The sequence below is a fragment of the Methylobacterium nonmethylotrophicum genome (assembly GCF_004745635.1).
Taxonomy (GTDB): Bacteria; Pseudomonadota; Alphaproteobacteria; order Rhizobiales; family Beijerinckiaceae; genus Methylobacterium; species Methylobacterium nonmethylotrophicum.
In genome coordinates this window covers 1-18,242 of record NZ_SRLB01000041.1, presented here as the reverse complement: position 1 = coordinate 18,242, position 18,242 = coordinate 1, and the positions used below count along the sequence as shown (strand labels likewise).

14 protein-coding genes are annotated in these 18,242 nt (G+C 71.4%); 4 read left to right on the top strand and 10 right to left on the bottom strand.

The genetic code is table 11. The features are described 5' to 3' along the window. Positions 1-33: 33 nt before the first annotated feature. From ftsA to EU555_RS31500, 9 genes are all read right to left on the bottom strand, one after another. Positions 34-1,359, bottom strand: a complete 1,326-nt coding sequence (gene ftsA, locus EU555_RS31540; protein ID WP_135419294.1) for a cell division protein FtsA — start codon at positions 1,357-1,359, stop codon at positions 34-36. 85 nt (positions 1,360-1,444) lie between these two features. Beyond that, positions 1,445-2,479 carry a cell division protein FtsQ/DivIB gene (locus tag EU555_RS31535; RefSeq protein WP_135419293.1) on the bottom strand — a complete coding sequence of 345 codons (1,035 nt, stop codon included), beginning with the start codon at positions 2,477-2,479 and terminating at the stop codon, positions 1,445-1,447. A 497-nt stretch (positions 2,480-2,976) separates the two neighbouring features. Continuing rightward, positions 2,977-3,894, bottom strand: a complete 918-nt coding sequence (gene murB / locus EU555_RS31530) for a UDP-N-acetylmuramate dehydrogenase (RefSeq protein WP_135419292.1) — start codon at positions 3,892-3,894, stop codon at positions 2,977-2,979. A 303-nt stretch (positions 3,895-4,197) separates the two neighbouring features. Further along, positions 4,198-4,587 carry an endonuclease domain-containing protein gene (locus tag EU555_RS37345; RefSeq protein WP_245524589.1) on the bottom strand — a complete coding sequence of 130 codons (390 nt, stop codon included), beginning with the start codon at positions 4,585-4,587 and terminating at the stop codon, positions 4,198-4,200. A 15-nt stretch (positions 4,588-4,602) separates the two neighbouring features. Further along, positions 4,603-6,018, bottom strand: a complete 1,416-nt coding sequence (gene murC, locus EU555_RS31520; RefSeq protein WP_135419291.1) for a UDP-N-acetylmuramate--L-alanine ligase — start codon at positions 6,016-6,018, stop codon at positions 4,603-4,605. Between the two features lie 45 nt (positions 6,019-6,063). Continuing rightward, positions 6,064-7,182, bottom strand: a complete 1,119-nt coding sequence (locus EU555_RS31515) for a UDP-N-acetylglucosamine--N-acetylmuramyl-(pentapeptide) pyrophosphoryl-undecaprenol N-acetylglucosamine transferase (RefSeq protein ID WP_135419290.1) — start codon at positions 7,180-7,182, stop codon at positions 6,064-6,066. Positions 7,183-7,293: 111 nt separating this feature from the next. Then, complete coding sequence (locus tag EU555_RS31510) at positions 7,294-8,433, bottom strand: FtsW/RodA/SpoVE family cell cycle protein (protein WP_135419289.1); 1,140 nt, start codon at positions 8,431-8,433, stop codon at positions 7,294-7,296. Positions 8,434-8,575: 142 nt separating this feature from the next. Next, positions 8,576-8,818 (bottom strand): hypothetical protein, encoded by a 243-nt coding sequence (locus tag EU555_RS31505; protein WP_135419288.1) that lies wholly within the window; start codon positions 8,816-8,818, stop codon positions 8,576-8,578. A 348-nt stretch (positions 8,819-9,166) separates the two neighbouring features. Continuing rightward, positions 9,167-9,784, bottom strand: a complete 618-nt coding sequence (locus EU555_RS31500; RefSeq protein ID WP_135419287.1) for a ParB-like protein — start codon at positions 9,782-9,784, stop codon at positions 9,167-9,169. Between the two features lie 541 nt (positions 9,785-10,325). On the opposite strand from EU555_RS31500, the gene EU555_RS31495 reads away from it, so the two are divergent. From EU555_RS31495 to EU555_RS31485, 3 genes are all read left to right on the top strand, one after another. Beyond that, on the top strand, positions 10,326-11,624 hold the full coding sequence (locus EU555_RS31495; RefSeq protein ID WP_135419286.1) for an efflux RND transporter periplasmic adaptor subunit: 1,299 nt from the start codon (positions 10,326-10,328) through the stop codon (positions 11,622-11,624). A 70-nt stretch (positions 11,625-11,694) separates the two neighbouring features. After that, the gene (locus tag EU555_RS31490) at positions 11,695-14,829 is read left to right on the top strand and encodes an efflux RND transporter permease subunit (RefSeq protein WP_135419285.1); all 3,135 of its coding nucleotides are present in this window, start codon (positions 11,695-11,697) and stop codon (positions 14,827-14,829) included. Between the two features lie 53 nt (positions 14,830-14,882). Next, a complete protein-coding gene (locus EU555_RS31485) occupies positions 14,883-16,493 on the top strand; it encodes an efflux transporter outer membrane subunit (protein ID WP_135419284.1) in 1,611 nt (536 codons plus the stop codon). Positions 16,494-16,544: 51 nt separating this feature from the next. Here EU555_RS31485 and EU555_RS31480 read toward each other — a convergent pair whose 3' ends face one another. Further along, positions 16,545-17,135 (bottom strand): hypothetical protein, encoded by a 591-nt coding sequence (locus EU555_RS31480; RefSeq protein WP_135419283.1) that lies wholly within the window; start codon positions 17,133-17,135, stop codon positions 16,545-16,547. A gap of 274 nt (positions 17,136-17,409) precedes the next feature. Between EU555_RS31480 and EU555_RS31475 the strand changes: the two genes are divergently transcribed. After that, the coding region (locus EU555_RS31475; RefSeq protein WP_245524588.1) for a PAS domain-containing protein at positions 17,410-18,242 on the top strand (833 nt) is incomplete at its 3' end.

Sequence of the window (18,242 nt, the reverse complement as noted above, 5' to 3'; positions counted from 1 at the left end):
CGTTTCCGGGGCCCGCGCCGGGGGGCGATCTCGTTAAAAGCTCTCCCGGATCCAGCGTCCGACCTTGGAGAGGTAGGTGTCGGGGGCGAGGCCCGCGCTGCCGGACTGGCCGCGCGGCTCGAAATGCTCGACATGCGAGACCTGGGGATAGACCAGGAGGCCGACGGCGGCCGAGAAGGCCGGGCCCTTGGCGGCCTCGGGCAGCCCCTTGATGCCGAGCGGCCGGCCGATCCGGACCTGACCCTGCAGGATGCGGCGGGCGACCTCCGGCAGGCCGACGAGCTGGCTCGCCCCCCCCGTCAGCACCACCCGCCGCCCGGCCTGGGCGGCGAAGCCCGCGTTGCGCAGGCGGTCGCGCACCAGTTCCAGCACCTCCTCGACCCGCGGGCGGATGATCCGCACGAGGTGCGATTTCGGGATGTGGTGGGGCAGGTCGCGCTCGTCCTCGTCGACGCCGTGGACCGCGATCATGTCGCGCTCGTCGGAGGCCGTCGCCATGGCCGCACCGTAGAGGGTCTTGAGCCGCTCGGCCGCCACCACCCGGGTCGAGAGACCGCGGGCGATGTCCATGGTGACGTGGTGGCCGCCGACCGCCAGGGCGTCGACGTGGACGAGGTGGCCGCCGGAGAAGACCCCGACGCTCGTGGTGCCGCCGCCCATGTCGACGACCGCGACGCCCATCTCGGCCTCGTCGTCGACGAGCGCCGAGAGGCCCGAGGCGTAGGGCGTGGCGATCACCGCCTCGACCCGCAGGTGGGTATTTTCCACCGCCAGCATCAGGTTGCGGGCCGCCGCGATCTCCGCCGTGACGACGTGCAGGTCGACGCCGAGCCGCTCGCCGAGCATGCCGGAGGGATCGACCACCGCGCTCTGCTGGTCGAGGGAGTAGCCGGTCGGCAGGGCGTGCAGCACCGCGCGGCCGGGGCTGATGCTGTGGGTGCTCGCCGCCTCCAGAACGCGCTGCACGTCCGAGCCGGTGACGGCGCCGGTGCGCACCGGCACCTTGGCGTCGAAGTGCTGCGAGCCGAGCCGCCCGCCCGACAGGCTGACGATGACCGACTGCACCTCGACCCGGGCCATGCGCTCGGCGGCGTGGACCGCCTGGCGGATCGCCGTCTCGGCCGCCTCGAGGTCGACCACGGCGCCGCCCTTGAGGCCCAGCGAGCGCTGGTGGCCGATGCCGATGATGCGGGCGAGGTGGGTGCGGCCGCGCAAGGTCGCGAGCGTCTCGATCGGCTGCAGCTCGGCGACGAGGCACACGATCTTGCTGGTGCCGATGTCGAGCACCGACAGGGTCGCGCTGCGGCGCGCCGAGAGCGGCTTTAGGCGCGGCGTGAGACCGTGCTGGAGGAGACTCATGACGCGACGCTCACCGGGGAGAAGGACGGGATGTGGGGGCTGCCGGGCCTGAGCCGACCGGCGGGCGTCACGTCTCGCGCGCGGGTCATGTCTCGGTTCCCTTCGGTTTCTGCTTCTTCTTCTGCGCCTCCAGGCGCGCCGCCGCGCCCTCCTCGGTCAGCCTCACCACCACCCGGTCGGGCAGCCGCAGGTCGACCGCGATGATGTCCTTCTCGAGCAGCCTCGACTCGGCCTCGAGCTTGACCAGGCGGGCCATCGCCTCGCGGGCGCCGGCCTCGGGCAGGCGCACGTCGATGCCGTCGAGCTTGAGCGTCCAGCGCCTCCCTGAGACCAGGGTTCCGGCCCGGATCCGGTCCTTCAGCGGTCCCGCCGCCTCGAGGAGCGCGAGGTAGTCCTTGGTGCGCAGGTTCGCCTCCTCGCCCACCACGAGGGGCAGGTTGGCGAAGCGCCCGTCGCGCATCTGGTCGATCACCGTCCCGTCGGCGGCGATCACGGCGATCTCGCCGTTGCGCTGCCACAGGGCGCTCGGCTCGCGCTCGGTGAGGGTGATCAGGAGCTCGCGCGGATAGATCTTGCGCACCGACACCGCGCCGATCAGCGGCACGGAGGCCAGGCGGTCGCGCACCTCGACCACGCTGAGGAAGGGCAGCGAGTTGCGCTGGTCGAGGCCGGCGGCCTGCAGGATCTCGGCCGAGCGCAGCTGCACCAGGCCGGTGATCGTGACGTTGTCGAGGCCGAAGCCCAGCGCACGGGCGACGATGTCGGCGGGGGTGCCGCGGCGGGCCGACAGCTCGGCGTAGCCGCCGCCGGACACGAAGCCGGCCCCTGCGACGAGCCCGAAGAACCCGAAGGCGAGGCCGGTGCCGAGGTGGCGCGGCATCCGCCGCTCGATCGGCACCGCCACCGAGGCGCGGCGCGGGCGCAGGAACCGCGGCAGGACGCGGTCCAGAAGCGACTCGCCGAGGCGCGACTCACCAAGGAGCGCGTCGCCCATCCGCGGCTCCCGCGACGGACCGCTCCGGGCCGGCGCCGCCCCCTCGGGGGGAGCGGACGGGCCCGCCTCCCCGCCGGCGAAGCCGGCGGCGGTCGGCGGTTCAGGGAAGCGTCCTCCACCATCCATTGGGCGAGTTCACCGAAACGATACCCGGCACGGGCTGCGATCTCCGGCGCAGGGCTTGGTCTCGGTCGTCCGGGGCGTCCCGCACCGGCTCTTCCGCGCCGCGCCGACCGGCTTGGCCGCCGGTCTCGTCGTCGCTCAGAGGTCGGCACGGCTCGCGCCACGGCATCCAAGTGCTTGATGCGCCGTTAACGCCAACTCTCGAACTCGCTGGTAAATATCCGGTAAAGTTTCCACCGCGACCGCGCGGGCGGCGCGGTCCTCTCGCCCGCCCGGAACGCCGCGGCGCGGACCGGATTCCGGCCGCTTCGGCGACCCGACGGGCTACCCGGAACCCTGGCGGAGCAAGGACTTACACGCTGGGACCGGCGTGCGGGACCACCCGGTGACGGCACGGCGCGGGCCGCGGCCGGTCCCGTCCGGGCGGAGCGCGGCGCGTCGCGGATCGTGCGGGCGGGCCCGGCGGATCTTAACCATCCGACCCGCGTCCGAATCGCGAATCAGCCCGCCGGCCGGCCGATTCGCTTGATCTCCCAGTGCAGGTCGACGCCGGAATGCGCGCGCACCCGGGCCCGCACCTCCTCGCCCAGGCCCTCGATGTCGGCAGCGGTGGCGCCGCCGCGGTTGATCAGGAAGTTGCAGTGCATCTCCGATACCTGGGCGCCGCCGCGGGTCAGCCCGCGACAGCCGGCGGCGTCAACGAGCTGCCAGGCCTTGCCCCCGTCCGGGTTCTTGAAGGTCGAGCCGCCGGTGCGCTCGCGGATCGGCTGCGCCGCCTCGCGCGCCGCGGTGACCCGGTCCATCTCGGCCTCGATCGAAGCCCGGTCGCCGGGCCGGCCGCGATAGGTCGCCTGGGTGAAGATGAGGTCGGCGGGCGCCGACGAGTGGCGGTAGGCGAAGCCCATCTCGGCGTGGGTCAGCACGTGCAGGCGGCCGGCGCGGTCGATCGCGCGCGCCTCGATGAGCACGTCGGTGGTCTCGCCGCCATGCGCCCCGGCATTCATCCGCAGCGCCCCGCCGACCGAGCCCGGGATGCCGCGGTAGAAGGCGAGGCCGTCGAGCCCGGCCTCCGCCGCGGCGCGGGCGAGCTTCATGTCGGGCAAAGCGGTGCCGGCCCGGATCGTTTCGCCCTCGACCCGAATCGACCCGAAGGCCTTGCCGCCGAGGCGGATGACGAGCCCCGGCACGCCGCCGTCGCGCACGATCAGGTTCGAGCCGAGCCCGATCACGGTGACCGGCACCTCCGGGGGAAGCGCCGCCAGCGCGGCGGCGAGGTCCTCCTCGTCGGCCGGCGTGAACAGCACGTCCGCCGGCCCCCCGACCCGGAACCAGGTCAGGTCGGCGAGCGGATGGTCGGGCAGGAGGCGGCCGCGCAAGGACGCGGGCTCCAGGGCGGCGAGGATGGCGGCGGAGGTCATGGTTCCGTTCGGGTGATGCAGCCCGCCCGTCTCGACGGTGCAGGGGGTGTCCGGGGGAAGGTCAGGCGCAGAATATGGCGCGGGTATCCCCTCTCCCCGCGGGCGGGGAGAGGACTTCATCGACCTTGCCGTCGATGAAGTGAGCGGAGGCGAAGCCGGAGCGAGGGTGAGGGGGTCTCTCCGGATGAGACTCGTCCGGCACCACCCCCTCACCCTCGCCCTGCGGGCTCGCTGCGCCCCCGGCAAGGGGGGCGCAGCCCTCTCCCCGTCCACGGGGAGAGGGGAGTACCCGCGCTTCGTCTCTTACACCGTATCGCCCTGCTGCGAGCGGAGAGAGGAGGAGGGGCGGCGCTCCGTGATGGAAGCCAGGATCGTCTCGAGGACGCCGTTCATGTTGCGCGCGATCTCGCCGTTCCAGAAGCGAAGCACGCGCCAGCCCTGCGAGGCCAGCCACGTGTCGCGCTCGCGATCGTAGGCGCTCTCGGCGTGTTGGCTGCCGTCGACTTCGACGATGAGCTTCGCTTCACGACAGTCGAAGTCGGCGAAGTAGCGCCCGATCGGCAACTGGCGCACGAACTTGGACTCCGCCAAGCGCCGGTCGCGCAGCCGCGACCAGAGCGCCTGCTCGGCATCGGTCTGGACCCGCCTGAGGGTGCGGGCCCGCGCCGTACCGCGTTCGTCGGGGCCGCGCATCCGGGCGTCAGAGCCTCACGCCGCCTTCTCGCCGAGCGCGGCGAGTTCGCCCGGCAGGGCGTAGGCCCACTGGGTGATGTTGCCGGCGCCCAGGCACACCACGTAGTCGCCCGGCCCCGCGAGCCCGCCGACGATGCCGGCGAGGTCCTCGGTGCGCTCGAGCGCGATGGCGTTGCGGTGGCCGCGGGAGGTGAGGCCCGCCACAAGGGCGTCGCGGTCGATGCCCTCGATCGGCGCCTCGCCGGCGGCGTAGACCGGGGCCACGATCACCGTGTCGGCGTCGTTGAAGCAGGTGCAGAAATCGTCGAACAGCGAGGCGAGGCGGGTGTAGCGGTGGGGCTGCACCACCGCGATCACGCCGCCGTCGGTCGAGGCGCGGGCGGCCTTCAGCACCGCCCGGATCTCGACCGGGTGGTGGCCGTAATCGTCGAAGATCTGGACGCCGTTCCACTCGCCCGTGCGGGTGAAGCGGCGCTTGACGCCGCCGAAATGCGACAGCGCCTTGCGGATGGCGTCGGGCGACACGCCGAGCTCGTGGGCGACCGCGAGGGCCGCGGTGGCGTTCAGCGCATTGTGCTTGCCCGGCATCGGCAGGACGAGGTCCTCCATCTCCAGCCGGAAGCCGGGGCGGCGGTCGCGGATCATCACCCGGAACCGGCTCTGGCCGCCCTTCAGGTCGACGTCGATCAGCCGCACGTCGGCCTGCGGGTTCTCGCCGTAGGTGATGATGCGCCGGTCCTCGATCCGCCCGACGAGGTCCTGCACCGTCGGGTGGTCGATGCACATCACCGCGAAGCCGTAGAACGGGATGTTGTCGATGAAGGCGCGGAACGCGTCCTTGATCGCGTCGAACGAGCCGAAATGGTCGAGGTGCTCGGGGTCGATGTTGGTGACGATGGCGATGTCGGCCGGCAGCTTCAGGAAGGTGCCGTCGGATTCGTCGGCCTCGACCACCATCCAGTCGCCCTCGCCCATGCGGGCGTTGGTGCCGTAGGCGTTGATGATGCCGCCGTTGATGACCGTGGGATCGAGGCCGCCGGCATCGAGCAGGGTGGCGACGAGGGACGTCGTGGTGGTCTTGCCGTGGGTGCCGGCGACCGCCACGCAGGACTTGAAGCGCATCAGCTCGGCCAGCATCTCGGCCCGGCGCACCACCGGCAGGCGGCGCTCGCGGGCGGAGACCAGCTCCGGGTTGTCGCGGCGGATCGCGGTCGAGACCACGACGAGGGCGGCGTCGGCGAGGTTCTCGGCCCGGTGGCCCACGAAGGTGCGGAGGCCCTTCTCGGCGAGGCGACGGACATTGGCGTTGTCGGAGGCGTCCGAGCCCTGCACCGTATAGCCGAGGTTGTGCATCACCTCGGCGATGCCGGACATGCCGATGCCGCCGATGCCGATGAAGTGGATGGGTCCGAGCTTGTTCGGCAGCTTCATGGAGTCGGGGTCCTCAAGATCTTCTTGTTGGTGCGAAGGCGGCCGTCAGCGGGCCGCCGCGAGCGCGGTCTCGACCACCAGGGCGGCGAGGCGCTCGGCGGCGTCGGGCAGGCCGGCGCCCCTGGCGGCGGCGGCCGCCCTGGCGAGCCGGTCGGGATCGCCGAGCAGCGCGCCGAGATCGGCGGCCAGCCGCTCAGGGGTGAAGTCCGTTTGTGGTCTGGGAAAGGCGGCGCCGATCCGCTCCAGCACCGCGGCGTTCGCGGCCTGGTCCTGGTCGAGGGAGCCGGGCAGCGGCACCAGGATCGACGGCCGGCCGATCACCGCCAGCTCCGCCACCGTCGAGGCGCCCGAGCGCGCCACCACCAGGTGGGACGTCGCCATCTTGGCCGGCAGGTCCTTGAAGAACGGTGCCGCCGTGAAGGCGGCGAGCCCCGCCCCCTCGTAGAGGGCCTGCACCCGGGCGAGATCCTCGGACCGAGCCTGCTGGATCACCGTGAGCCGGGCGCGCAAGTCGGGGGCCAAGCGCAGGACGGCGTCCGGCACCACGTCGCTCATCACCCGGGCGCCCTGGCTGCCGCCGAAGGCGAGGAGCTGGAGGGCTGCGTCGGGGCCCACCGCCGGATAGGGCATCCCGGCCGCCGCCAGCACCGCCGGGCGCACCGGGTTGCCGGTATGGACGCGGCGCGCCGTGGCCTTGGCCGGCACCCCCCGGACCTCGGGAAAGCCGGTGGCGATGACTGAGGCGCCGCGAGCCAGGAAGCCGTTGGCGCGGCCCATCACGGCGTTCTGCTCGTGCAGCAGGGTCGGCACCCGCAGCATCTGGGCGGCCAGCAGCGGCGGCACGGTGGGATAGCCGCCGAAGCCGACGACGACCGCCGGGTTGAGGCGGCGCACCTCCCGCAGGGCCGCCGCGAAGCCGCGCCCGAGGGTCGCGAAGGCGGTGACGCGGCGCAGGGGGGAGCGCCCGCTCGACGGGGTGGCGGCCGGGATCGCCACGATCTCGGAGGCCGGGAACTCGCCCGAGAGCGCCGCGACCCGGCTGTCGGTGGCGAGCGCCACCCGGATGCCGCGCTCGCGCAGGCGCAACGCCAGGGCCTCGGCCGGAAACAGGTGGCCGCCGGTGCCGCCGGCGGCGAGCAGGACGAGGGGCTGGGCGACGGTCATCGGGCGGCCGGGGCGAGGCGGGGTGGGAACATGCGGTCTCCGGTCGGGTCGGCGGCCCCGTTTGTCACGGCGGGGCCGCGAGGTCACCCCCTGCGCGGCGGCGCGGCCCGTTCAGTGCGCCAGGCCCTCGTCGCGGTTGAGCAGCGTCGTGCGCGGCCGGCGCCGGGTGAGGGCGACGAGGAAGCCCATCCCGAGGGCGAGCGAGATCAGCGAGGAGCCGCCATAGGAGATGAACGGGAGGGTCATGCCCTTGGCCGGCATCAGCCGGGTGTTCACCGCCATGTTGATGCAGGCCTGGAGGCCGAACAGGGCGGTGAGGCCGGTGATGGCGAGCCGGCAGAAGATGTCGTCGCTGCGCCGGGCCAGCATCAGGCCGCGCATCACGATGAAGGCGAACAAGAGCACGATGCCGATGCAGACGATGACGCCGAACTCCTCGCCCGCCACCGAGAAGATGAAGTCGGTATGGGCGTCGGGCAGGTGGCGCTTGGCGACGCCCTCGCCCGGGCCGGTGCCGAGCCAGCCGCCGGAATTGAACGATTCCTGCGACCAGAAGGTCTGGAAGTTGTCGCCCGATTCCTTGTCCATGAAGCGGGTGATGCGGGCGCGCACGTGGGGCAGGAACTCGTAGGCCGCCGCCACGCCGAGGAGGCCGGCCCCGCCGAGGCCCGCGACCCAGAACCAGTGCAGGCCGGCGACGAACACCATCGAGCACCACACCATGGTGACCAGCATGGTCTGGCCGAAATCCGGCTGCAGGATCAGCGGCACGATGGTCATCGGCAGGAGCAGCACGGCGAGCGTGCCGCCCGGCATGTCGCGCCGGCGCGCGCCCTCCGCGAAGGCCCAGGCGGCCAGGATCACGAAGGCCGGCTTCACGAACTCGGAGGGCTGCACGCCGATCGAGCCGAACTGGATCCAGCGATGGGCGCCCTTGATCTCCGGCCCGTACTTGGTGGCGGCGATGCAGAGCACGATGCCGAGGGCGTAGGTCACCAGCGCCATGCGCCGGATATGGCGCAGGGACAGGAACGACACCGCCAAGATCAGGGCGATGGTCGGCAGCAGGTAGAGCACCTGCCGGTTGAGGAAGTGGAAGGTCGGCAGGCCGAGCCGCTCGGCCACCGGCGGGCCGCCGGCCATCAGGAAGACCAGACCGGCCGTCATCAGGACGCCGAGGCCGGCGAGCAGCGCCCGGTCGACGGTCCACCACCAGTCGCCGAGATGCGAGCGTTCCGCGCGGGACATCATGGCTTGCGTAGGACCCTCGTTCACCAGCCGCGACCATCGGACGGAATGGTAAACCGAGTGTTGCCGCGCCGCCGCAGCGGCCGGAAAAGCCGTGACGCTCCCGCGGGCTCGCCGCCAAGGAGCCCGTTCCCCCGGTCGCCCGCTATCCCTGGAACATGCCGTGAGGCGCGAGTTCGAAGTGCCGGGCGTACTCGTCCTCGAGGCTCTCCCACGGCATCAGCATCACGCCGTGCAGGGGCGGCGACCCGGCCGTCAGGGCCCCGAAGCGCCGCAGGATCAAGGCGAGCTCGTAGGCGGTGATGTCGGGCTTGGGCTCGAACTTGTAGAAGTGGGTCTCGTTGTCGACCGGATCGGCGCCGATGCTCTTCAGGAGCGAATCGAACATCACGGAGGTCCCCCGTTCCCGCGCGACGCGCCGCGCCGGAAGGGAGAGTAGGCTTGTTGGCCCGCCTGCCGCAAATAAACTTGATGGGAGAAATGAACGCTTCCCTCGTGACCGAAGGGCGGGCACGAGCCCGAACGCGGAAGCAGAGACGGAGTCCTCCCTCAACATCTCTCGGCGTCATCCCGGGGCCGCGCAGCGGAACCCGGGATCCATACCCACGACCGGTTTGACGATGAGGCGGACCGCGAGCCGCCACGGTCTGCGCCGTCAGCGGTTACGGATCCCTGGTCTCGCCTTTCGCGAGCCCCGGTATGACACGAGGGTGTCGACACGATCGGGAAAAAGGCTTCAATCCCCGTGCGGTCCGCACCACCCCGGCAGGTACATCGCGTCCTTGGAGCGGGCGAGCGCCAGGGCCTCCTCAAGGGCGTCGGAGAAATCCGCCTTGACGTCCTTGCGCCTGATGCGCCGGCGCAGGAAGTCGGCCCACAGGAACTCGCTGAACGGCGTCGTGTCCTTGGCAAAGCCCCCGGCCCGGCGCAACTCGCCCGCCAGGCTGCGGAAGGGGTCGTCGGCGAGGTCCTCGATGCGTTTTGGCAGGTCGCCGACGTCGCGGCGCACGCCGTCGGCATCGTAGGGATGGACCCAGGCGCGGTGGTCGGCCACGACCCAGAACGCGTCCTTCTCCAGGTGGTGCAGGTCGGCCACCACGGTGGTGAGCACGTTCTCGACCCCCTCCTCCTGCAGCGCGCGGGCGAGGTGGTGGTGGTCGATCACGTAACGGCGCTTCTTCGGCCCGAGCAGGACCGGGATCATGTGCGCGCCGAGGAACGTCTCGCGGTCGCCGTCGCCGATCTCGCGCCAGCGCTGGCGCTTGGCCTCGACCTCCCGGTAGCCGACCGTCATCTGGGTCGGACGCAGCTCGGCGATCGGGACGCTGTGGAGGATCGGGTCGCGGACGGACATGCACACCATCGTGGCTGGCTGCGCGGGACGACCCACGCCAGGCCCGCGAGGGTCGGGCAGGCCCCCCCTACGGTCAAGGCGACGGACCCATGCCGTACGGTCTAACGAGCCCGGCCCACCTCATCCAGACGACTTAATCCACGTCTCGGAAATTCGTGTCTGGCTGCCGTCAAGCCCTTACAAAAAATGACGTTTCTCCCGATGAACGGTCGCCCGGGCCGGGCCCTGCACCGCCCCGCCCGCCCGGACGGCTGCGCGGCCACGCATCCTTGACTCGGGTTCGGTTTCCTCGCCACAGAGACGGGCACGGGGCGCCGTCCGCGAGGCGCAGCGCCTCGGCCCGGATCCCGCCTCGCTCGCCGGTTCCGTCACGGAATTGACGCAGGGACACGGCAGGACGCCCGGTGGGCCCTGGACTTGAGGCACAGACAGGGGTCGGTCGGCCGGCCCGGGTCCGTCTCGGACGCTCCCCGCCGTTGCGGAGGGGGCGTGAGGCGCCCCCGGACCCACCCGCACCGCCCCGGCGATCGGTCGGCGCGCGATGGATACCAACAACCCCCTGACCACGGAGGCGCCGGCGCGGCGGCGCCGCGGCCCCGGCTGGGCCGCCGCGATCCTGCTCCTCGCGGGCGCCGGCCTGGCCGTCGGGTTCGTGCCGGCCCTCGCCCCGGTACGCGAGCGCCTCGAGGCGCTCCTCATCCAGCGCCAGGGGGTCGAGGGCCAGGCGCCCGAGCCCGGGGAGGCGCAAGCGGAGCCGGTCTTCCGGCCGACGAAGCAGCAGCGCGCGAGCTTCGGCATCGAGACCGTGCAGGCCCGGGACTTCCGGCCCGAGGGCTTCGCGGAGGGGCGGATCACCGTCAACGAGGACGACAACGTCCCGGTCTATTCTCCCTATGCGGGCCGGGTGACCAAGGTGCTGGCCCGGGCCGGCGACCGGGTGAAGGCCAACCAGGTGCTGTTCACGCTCGAGGCCGCCGACATGGTCTCCGCCCTCAACGACTTCCAGGCGGCGACGAACGCGCTCACCAAGGCCTCGGCGCTCCTCAAGCTCGACCAGACCGTGGCGGCCCGGCTCCAGGAGCTCTTTCAGGCCAAGGCGGTGGCGCTGAAGGACTGGCAGCAGGCGCAGAACGACGTGATCGCCGCCCAGAGCGACCAGCGCTCGGCGGAGGCGGCGCTCCAGGCGGTGCGCAACCGCCTGCGCCTCCTCGGCAAGTCCGACGCTGAGATCGACGCCTTCGCCAGGAGCGGCGCGATGAGCCCCGAGACCGAGATCCGCGCCCCGATCGCCGGCACCATCGTGCAGCGCAAGGTGGGCCTCGGCCAGTATCTCGGGTCGGGCAGCGACCCGGCCTTCATCATCGGCGACCTCTCGACCGTGTGGCTCGTCGCCAACGTGCGCGAGAGCGAGGCGCCCAGGATCAAGCTCGGCCAGGAGCTCGAGGCCAGCGTGATCGGCTTTCCCGACCGGGTGTTCAAGGCGCGCATCAGCTACATGGCGGCCTCCCTCGACCCGGCGACGCGCCGCCTGCCGGTGCGGGCCGAGATCGACAACGCCGAGGGACTGCTGCGCCCCGAGATGTTCGCGACCTTCACGATCCTGACCGGCCGCGACGAGCGCGCCCCGGCGATTCCGGCGTCCGCGATCGTCTACGAGGGCGCCCGCGCCCGGGTCTGGGTCGAGCGGCCGGACGGCACCATCGCGTCGCGGGGCGTCACCCTCGGCCTCTCCGGCGGCGGCCTCGTCCAGGTCGTCGACGGGCTGACGGTCGGCGAGCACGTCGTGACCCGCGGCAGCCTGTTCATCGACCGCGCCGCCTCCGGCGACAAGGCGTCTTGACCCTCGGCCTCCTGACCCCTGGCGTCGCGACGCCCGGCGTCCCGATTCCGAACCCCGCGGGAGGGGCGACGTGAACCGCCTGATCGACTTCGCCCTGCGCCAGCGGGTGCTGGTGCTGCTCTTGTTCCTGGCGACCCTCGGGATCGGCTATGCCAGTTTCCAGCAGCTCAACATCGAGGCCTACCCGGATCCGGTGCCGCCGCTCGTCGACGTCATCACCCAGAATCCCGGCCAGTCGGCCGAGGAGATCGAGCGCTACATCACCATCCCGCTCGAGGTGCAGCTCGCCGGCATCCCCAACGCCGCGGTGACGCGGACGATCTCGGTCTTCGGCCTCTCGGACGTGAAGATCCAGTTCACCTACGACTTCACCTACCAGGAGGCGCTGCAGCGGGTGCTCAACCGCCTGTCGCAGCTCTCGCCCCTGCCGAACAACGCCCAGCCGCAGATCTCGCCGACGAGCCCGATCGGGGAGATCATGCGCTACAAGGTGGCGGGCCCCCCGGGCTACTCGTCCACCGACCTGAAGACCCTGCAGGACTGGGTGCTGCAGCGCCGCTTCAAGGCGATTCCCGGCGTCGTCGACGTCTCGGCCTTCGGCGGCAAGACCAAGGAGTTCGAGGTCGCGGTCGACCTGCGCCGGCTCCAGGCGCAGGGGCTGACGCTCGTCCAGCTCGTCGCCGCGCTCAACAATTCGAGCACCAATGTCGGCGGCCAGACCCTCAATGTCGGCGAGCAATCGGCGGTGGTGCGCGGCATCGGGCTGATCCGCGACATGGACGACATCCGCAACACCATGATCACGCAGGTGAACGGCGTGCCGGTGCTGGTGCGGGACGTCGCGGAGGTGTCGGTCAGCAACGCGCCGCGCCTCGGCATGGTCGGGCACGAGAATGACGGCGACATCGTCGAGGGAATCGTGCTGCTCAGCCGCGGCGGCCAGAGCCTGCCGACGATCCAGCGCGTCGAGGCCGAGATCGAGAAGATCAACACGTCGGGCATCCTGCCGCCGGGCGTGCAGGTGGTGCCGCTCTACGACCGCAGCGCGCTCATCCACACCACCACCCACACGGTGATGCACAACCTGGTCTTCGGCGTGGTGCTGGTGTTCCTGGTGCAGTGGCTCTTCCTCGGCAGCCTGAAGAGCGCGATCATCGTCGCCGCCACCATCCCGTTCGCGCTGGGCTTCGCCATCGCCATCATGGTGGCGCGGGGCGAGTCGGCGAACCTCCTGTCGCTCGGCGCGATCGATTTCGGCCTCATCGTCGATGCGACCGTCATCATGGTGGAGAACATCTTCCGCCACCTCGCCGAGCACCAGGGCCCGGCGCAGCGCGGCTCCTCGGTCAAGCTCCGGCTGATCGCGGCGGCGGCGCGGGAGGTGAACCGCGCGATCTTCTTCTCCGCCTCGATCATCATCGTGGGCTTCCTGCCGCTCTTCACCCTGACCGGCGTCGAGGGCCACATCTTCGGGCCGATGGCGAAGACCTACGCCTACGCGCTGATCGGGGGATTGCTCGCCACCTACACGGTGTCGCCGGCGCTCTCCGCCCTGATCCTGCCGAACCATGTCGAGGAGCGCGACACCATCGTGGTCAAGGCCTTGCGCGCGCTCTTCCGGCCGCTCCAGGGCTTCACCCTCGACAACCGGGTGCTGACCATCCTGATGACGGTCGCGATGCTCGGCTGCACCGGCGTGGCGATGCGCACGCTCGGCCTCGAGTTCCTGCCGACGCTGGAGGAGGGCAACCTCTACATCCGCGGCACGATGCCGGCCTCGATCTCGCTGGAGGCCGGCAACCCTTACGTCGAGCGGATGCGCAAGCTGATCGGCTCCTACCCGGAGGTGGTCACGGTCGTCTCGCATCAGGGCCGGCCGGACGACGGCACCGACGCCACCGGCTTCTTCAACGTCGAGATCTTCGCGCCCCTGAAGCCCGCCGACCAGTGGCCCGCCGGCATGACCAAGGAGAAGCTGATCGAGGAGATCTCGGGGCGGCTGCGCGAGGAGCTGCCCGGCATCGAGTTCAACTTCTCGCAGTACATCCAGGACAACGTCCAGGAGGCGGCCTCCGGCGTGAAGGGCGAGAACTCGGTCAAGATCTACGGCACGGACCTCCAGCAGATCACCCGCACCGCCAACGACGTCAAGGCGGCGCTCGCCACCGTGCCGGGGGTGGCCGATCTGGCGGTGTTCACCTCGCTCGGCCAGCCGACGGTGCGCATCGACATCGACCGGGCGCGGGCCGCCCGCTACGGGCTGGCGCCCGGCGACATCGCCACCACGATCTCGGCGGCGATCGGCGGCCAGGCCGCGGGCGACCTCTACGAGTACGGCAGCGACCGCCACTTCCCGATGCGGGTGCGGCTGGCGCCGGAATACCGCCGCTCGCTCGAGACGATCCGCAACATCACGGTGGGCGTGACGGCGCCGAACGGCGTGATGCAGGTCCCGCTCTCGGAGATCGCCCGGGTCCAGCTCGTCTCGGGCGCCGCCTTCATCTACCGCGAGAACCAGGAGCGCTACATCCCGGTGAAGTTCAGCGTGCGCGGGCGCGACCTCGGCGGCGCGGTGATCGAGGCGCAGCGGCGCGTCGCCGAGCAGGTCGAGCTGCCGGCCGGCTACCACCTCGAATGGGTCGGCGAGTTCACCAACCTGCAGGGCGCGATCGCGCGCCTCAAGCTCGTGGTGCCGCTCACGATCGCGCTGATCGCGCTCCTGCTCTACGTCAACTTTGCGTCGCTCACCGATACCTTGCTCACCCTGAGCGTGATCCCGATGGCGCTGATCGGCGGCATCTTCGCGCTCGTGCTCACCGGCACCGCCTTCTCGGTCTCGGCGGCGATCGGCTTCATCGCGCTGTTCGGCATCTCGACCATGGAGGGCGTGATCCTGCTCTCCTACTGCAACCAGCTGATGGACGAGGGCTGGGCGCGGGCGCAGGCCATCCACCATGCCGCCGACGTGCGCATGCGCCCGGTGATGATGACCTGCGTCGCGGCCTGCGTCGGCCTCCTGCCGGCCGCCGTCTCGACCGGCATCGGCTCGCAGGTGCAGAAGCCCCTGGCGCTGGTGGTGGTGGGCGGCATCCTGCTCGCGCCGATCCTGATCCTGGTGGTGCTGCCGGTGCTGATCGCGGCCTTCTCGCGCCACCGTCCCCGGGTGCCTGTGGCCCCGGCGCGACAGACCGAGGCGGCGCAATGAGCGAGAGGGAGGCCCGAACGCCCGTCCGTCGCGAAGCAGGGACTTCCGCCTCCATGCGCGCCACCCTGCGCCCCCCGGCCGCCCCGCAGGCCGCTGCCCCGGCCGCGAAGGCGCCGGTGACGACGCCCGCGAGGACCGAAGCCTCCCCCGCCGCCCGGACCGCCGCCCGCATCCTGGCGGCGGCTCTTGCGGCGGCGTCCGCCTCGGCCTGCATGGTCGGGCCCGACTTCCAGGGCGCCACGCCGCCGCCGGTCGCGCGCTACACCAGGGAGGGCCTGCGCAACCCCGAGGTGACCGAGCAGGACCGCCGGAACGGCGCGATCGGCCAGACCTTCGCCTCGGGCCGCGACGTGCCGGGCGAGTGGTGGACGCTGTTCCGCTCCCGGGCCCTCGACAGCCTGGTGGCGGAGGCGCTCGCCCGCAACCCGACCCTGGAGGCCGCCCAGGCGAGCTTGCGGGCGGCGCGGGCCACGACGGAGGCGCAGCGCGGCGCCCTCTTCCCGCAGGTCGCCTTCAACGCCCAGTCCTCCTATAACAAGGCCCCGGGCGGCGACCTGCAATCGCCCCTCAACGACAACTCGCTGCTCTACAGCCTCGTCACCCCGCAGGTGACGGTGAGCTTCGCGCCGGACGTGTTCGGCGGCACCCGCCGGGCGCTCGAATCGCAGGAGGCGCAGGCGGAGGGGCAGCGCTGGCAGCTCGAGGCCGCGTACCTGACGCTGACCGCGAACGTGGTGGCGGCGGCGATCCAGGAGGCGGCGCTGCGGGCCCAGATCGCCGCGACCGAGAAGGTCATCCAGGCCCAGACCGAGCTCCTCACCCTCATCACCAAGCAGTCCAATGCCGGGCAGGTCGCCGGCGCCGACGTGGTGCAGCAATCCGCCCTGCTCGCCCAGTCGCAGCAATTGCTGCCGCCGCTGCAGCGCGCCCTCTCCCAGCAGCGCAACCTGCTGACGGCGCTGGCCGGCCGCTTCCCGAGCGAGGAGGTGAGCCAGACCTTCACGCTCGCCTCCCTGCACCTGCCCCGCACCCTGCCGGTGAGCCTGCCCTCGCGGCTGATCGAGCAGCGCCCCGACGTGAAGGCGGCCGAGGCGGCGGTGCACGCGGCGAGCGCCCAGGTCGGCGTCGCGGTGGCCAACCGCCTGCCGCAATTCACCATCTCGGGCGCGGTCGGCGCGAGCGCCACCAATTTTGCGGGCCTGCTCAACCCGGCCGCCAGCCTCTGGACCATCGCGGGGGCGGTCGCCCAGCCGCTCTTCGACGGCGGCACGCTCTTCCGGCGCCAGCAGGCGGCGGAGGAGAACCTGGCGGCGGCCCAGGCCCAGTACCGCGCCACGGTCATCACCGCCTACCAGAACGTCGCCGACGCGTTGCGCGCCCTCCAGGCCGACGGCCGCGCCGTCGCCGCCGCCAACGCCGCCGTCAAGGCGAGCCAGCAGAGCGTCGAGCTCGTGCGCAAGCAGTTCGGCCTCGGCGCCGTCAGCAGCGCCTCGCTGCTGATCACGCAATCGGCCTACCTCCAGGCCCTGGTGACCCAGGCCCAGGCCCAGGCCAACCAGTACGCCGACACCGCGGCCCTGTTCCAGGCGCTCGGCGGCGGCTGGTGGAACCGGCGGGACGTGAAGCCGGCGCGGGACCCGAAGGACATCGCGCCGTTCCTGTGAGGGATCCCGGGGATCAGGGCGGCCCCGTCCGCACGCGGCCGGGGATGATCCTCACGCCTGCGCCACGACATCCTCCCGCATCGGCGTGAGCACGTCGCTCAGCGCGCCGGCCGCGATCGCGACGGCGGAGTGGGCCGCGCCGGAGGGAACCGGGACGGTGTCGCCGGCGGTGAGCCGCGCGGTCTGGCCCGCGATGGCGATACCGGACACGCCCCGCTCGACCGGCGTGCGCGGCGCGTGCGGGTCGAGAATGGGCCGGCCCGGCCGCACCGGCCACGACGGCGACCAGCAGGAGGCAGACGCGCAGCAGAAGCAGGGACTTGCCGGTCGGCCGGACCGCCTCTCCGAGCGTGACGCCGCCCACCGCGCAGGCGGCGCGAACGGGCCGAGCCCCGTCGCGATGATGAGCACGATGCCGTCATGCAGCGGCGCGATGCCGAAGCCCTGCGCCTCCGGCAGGAGCAGGGCGCCGATGCCGGAGGCCTGCTCAGCGAAGGCCGCCGGGTCGATGCCGCCATCGGCCGCCCGGAAGGCGAGCGCCCCGACCGAGAGCGAGAGGGCGATCGGGATGCCGGCCCCAGGGCGACCGTGAAGCCGAAGAGGAGCGCCGGCTGGCTGTCGTCCTGTGCTCGTCGCGAGCATCCGAGACGATGATCCACCGATCAGCGATTGCAGATAAGATAGCTTTCCTGATGCGGCATTCGGTGTCTCCTACGATGAGCCCAAATAGCTCATGAACAGGCGATTTGATTATTTATCGCTCCATGCTCGACTCACGTACTCTTAATCAATTTGCCCGATGATGTACGGGATTTCGAGAGCAGGGGCTCTGAAAATGCTGCGCAGGAACAAGCCAAGCCTTGAGAACGCGACACTTCAGGCGATCGAGAAGTCGCTGGCAGTCGCCGAATTCGACATGAGTGGCAAGATACTGCGCGTCAATGCCAATTTCCTCGATATCATCGGCTACGATGCCCAGGATCTCCTCGGCCAGCACCACCGCATGCTGGTCGACGAAGCCGCGGCCGCTGCGCCGGACTACGCGATCTTCTGGGACAGGCTCCGCACCGGAGCGCACTTCGCCGGAGAATGCATGCGCGTCGGCAAGAACGGCAGGCGCATCTGGCTCGAGACCACGTACAATCCGGTCCTCGATGCCTCCGGCCGGCCCGTCAAGGTCGTGAAGATCGCCACCGATATCACGAGGAAGAAGACAGAGTTCAGCCGCCTCAGCACGATGATCGAGGGCCTGCCGGTCGCCGTGATGACCGCCGACCCGCACGACGACTTCCGCATCGACTACATGAACGCGACCTCGATGGACACCCTCGGTCCGCTCGCGCAGTACCTGCCGGTCAAGGCGGAGCTGATGGTCGGCACCTCGATCGACGTCTTCCACAAGAACCCGTCGCACCAGCGCCGGATGCTCGCCGATGCGAGCCGGCTGCCGCACCGCGCGCAGATCCGTCTCGGGCCGGAGGTGCTCGACCTGCAGGTCTCGGCGATCACGGGCCCGGACGGCAGCTATCTCGGCCCGATGCTCACTTGGTCGGTGGTGACCACGCATACCAACCTGTCCTCGGACGTCTCCCGGGTCGTCGCCGCCATGAGCACGGCAGTCGCGGAGATGCAGAACTCGGCCGCGGGCCTGACCCGCTCGGCGGACGACGCCCGCCAGCGCGCCGCGACGGTGGCGGCGGGCTCGGAGGAGATGACGGCCTCGATCCAGGAGATCGCCGGCCAGGTCGG

Excerpts from the sequence above, each read along its gene's own strand:
- EU555_RS31480 (WP_135419283.1), bottom strand. The coding sequence starts at position 17,135 with ATGCTCGCGACGAGCACAGGACGACAGCCAGCCGGCGCTCCTCTTCGG.
- ftsA (WP_135419294.1), bottom strand. The coding sequence starts at position 1,359 with ATGAGTCTCCTCCAGCACGGTCTCACGCCGCGCCTAAAGCCGCTCTCG.
- EU555_RS31535 (WP_135419293.1), bottom strand. The coding sequence starts at position 2,479 with ATGGATGGTGGAGGACGCTTCCCTGAACCGCCGACCGCCGCCGGCTTC.
- murB (WP_135419292.1), bottom strand. The coding sequence starts at position 3,894 with ATGACCTCCGCCGCCATCCTCGCCGCCCTGGAGCCCGCGTCCTTGCGC.
- EU555_RS31500 (WP_135419287.1), bottom strand. The coding sequence starts at position 9,784 with ATGTCCGTCCGCGACCCGATCCTCCACAGCGTCCCGATCGCCGAGCTG.
- murC (WP_135419291.1), bottom strand. The coding sequence starts at position 6,018 with ATGAAGCTGCCGAACAAGCTCGGACCCATCCACTTCATCGGCATCGGC.
- EU555_RS37345 (WP_245524589.1), bottom strand. The coding sequence starts at position 4,587 with ATGCGCGGCCCCGACGAACGCGGTACGGCGCGGGCCCGCACCCTCAGG.
- EU555_RS31510 (WP_135419289.1), bottom strand. The coding sequence starts at position 8,433 with ATGATGTCCCGCGCGGAACGCTCGCATCTCGGCGACTGGTGGTGGACC.
- EU555_RS31495 (WP_135419286.1), top strand. The coding sequence starts at position 10,326 with ATGGATACCAACAACCCCCTGACCACGGAGGCGCCGGCGCGGCGGCGC.
- EU555_RS31515 (WP_135419290.1), bottom strand. The coding sequence starts at position 7,182 with ATGACCGTCGCCCAGCCCCTCGTCCTGCTCGCCGCCGGCGGCACCGGC.
- EU555_RS31485 (WP_135419284.1), top strand. The coding sequence starts at position 14,883 with ATGCGCGCCACCCTGCGCCCCCCGGCCGCCCCGCAGGCCGCTGCCCCG.
- EU555_RS31505 (WP_135419288.1), bottom strand. The coding sequence starts at position 8,818 with ATGTTCGATTCGCTCCTGAAGAGCATCGGCGCCGATCCGGTCGACAAC.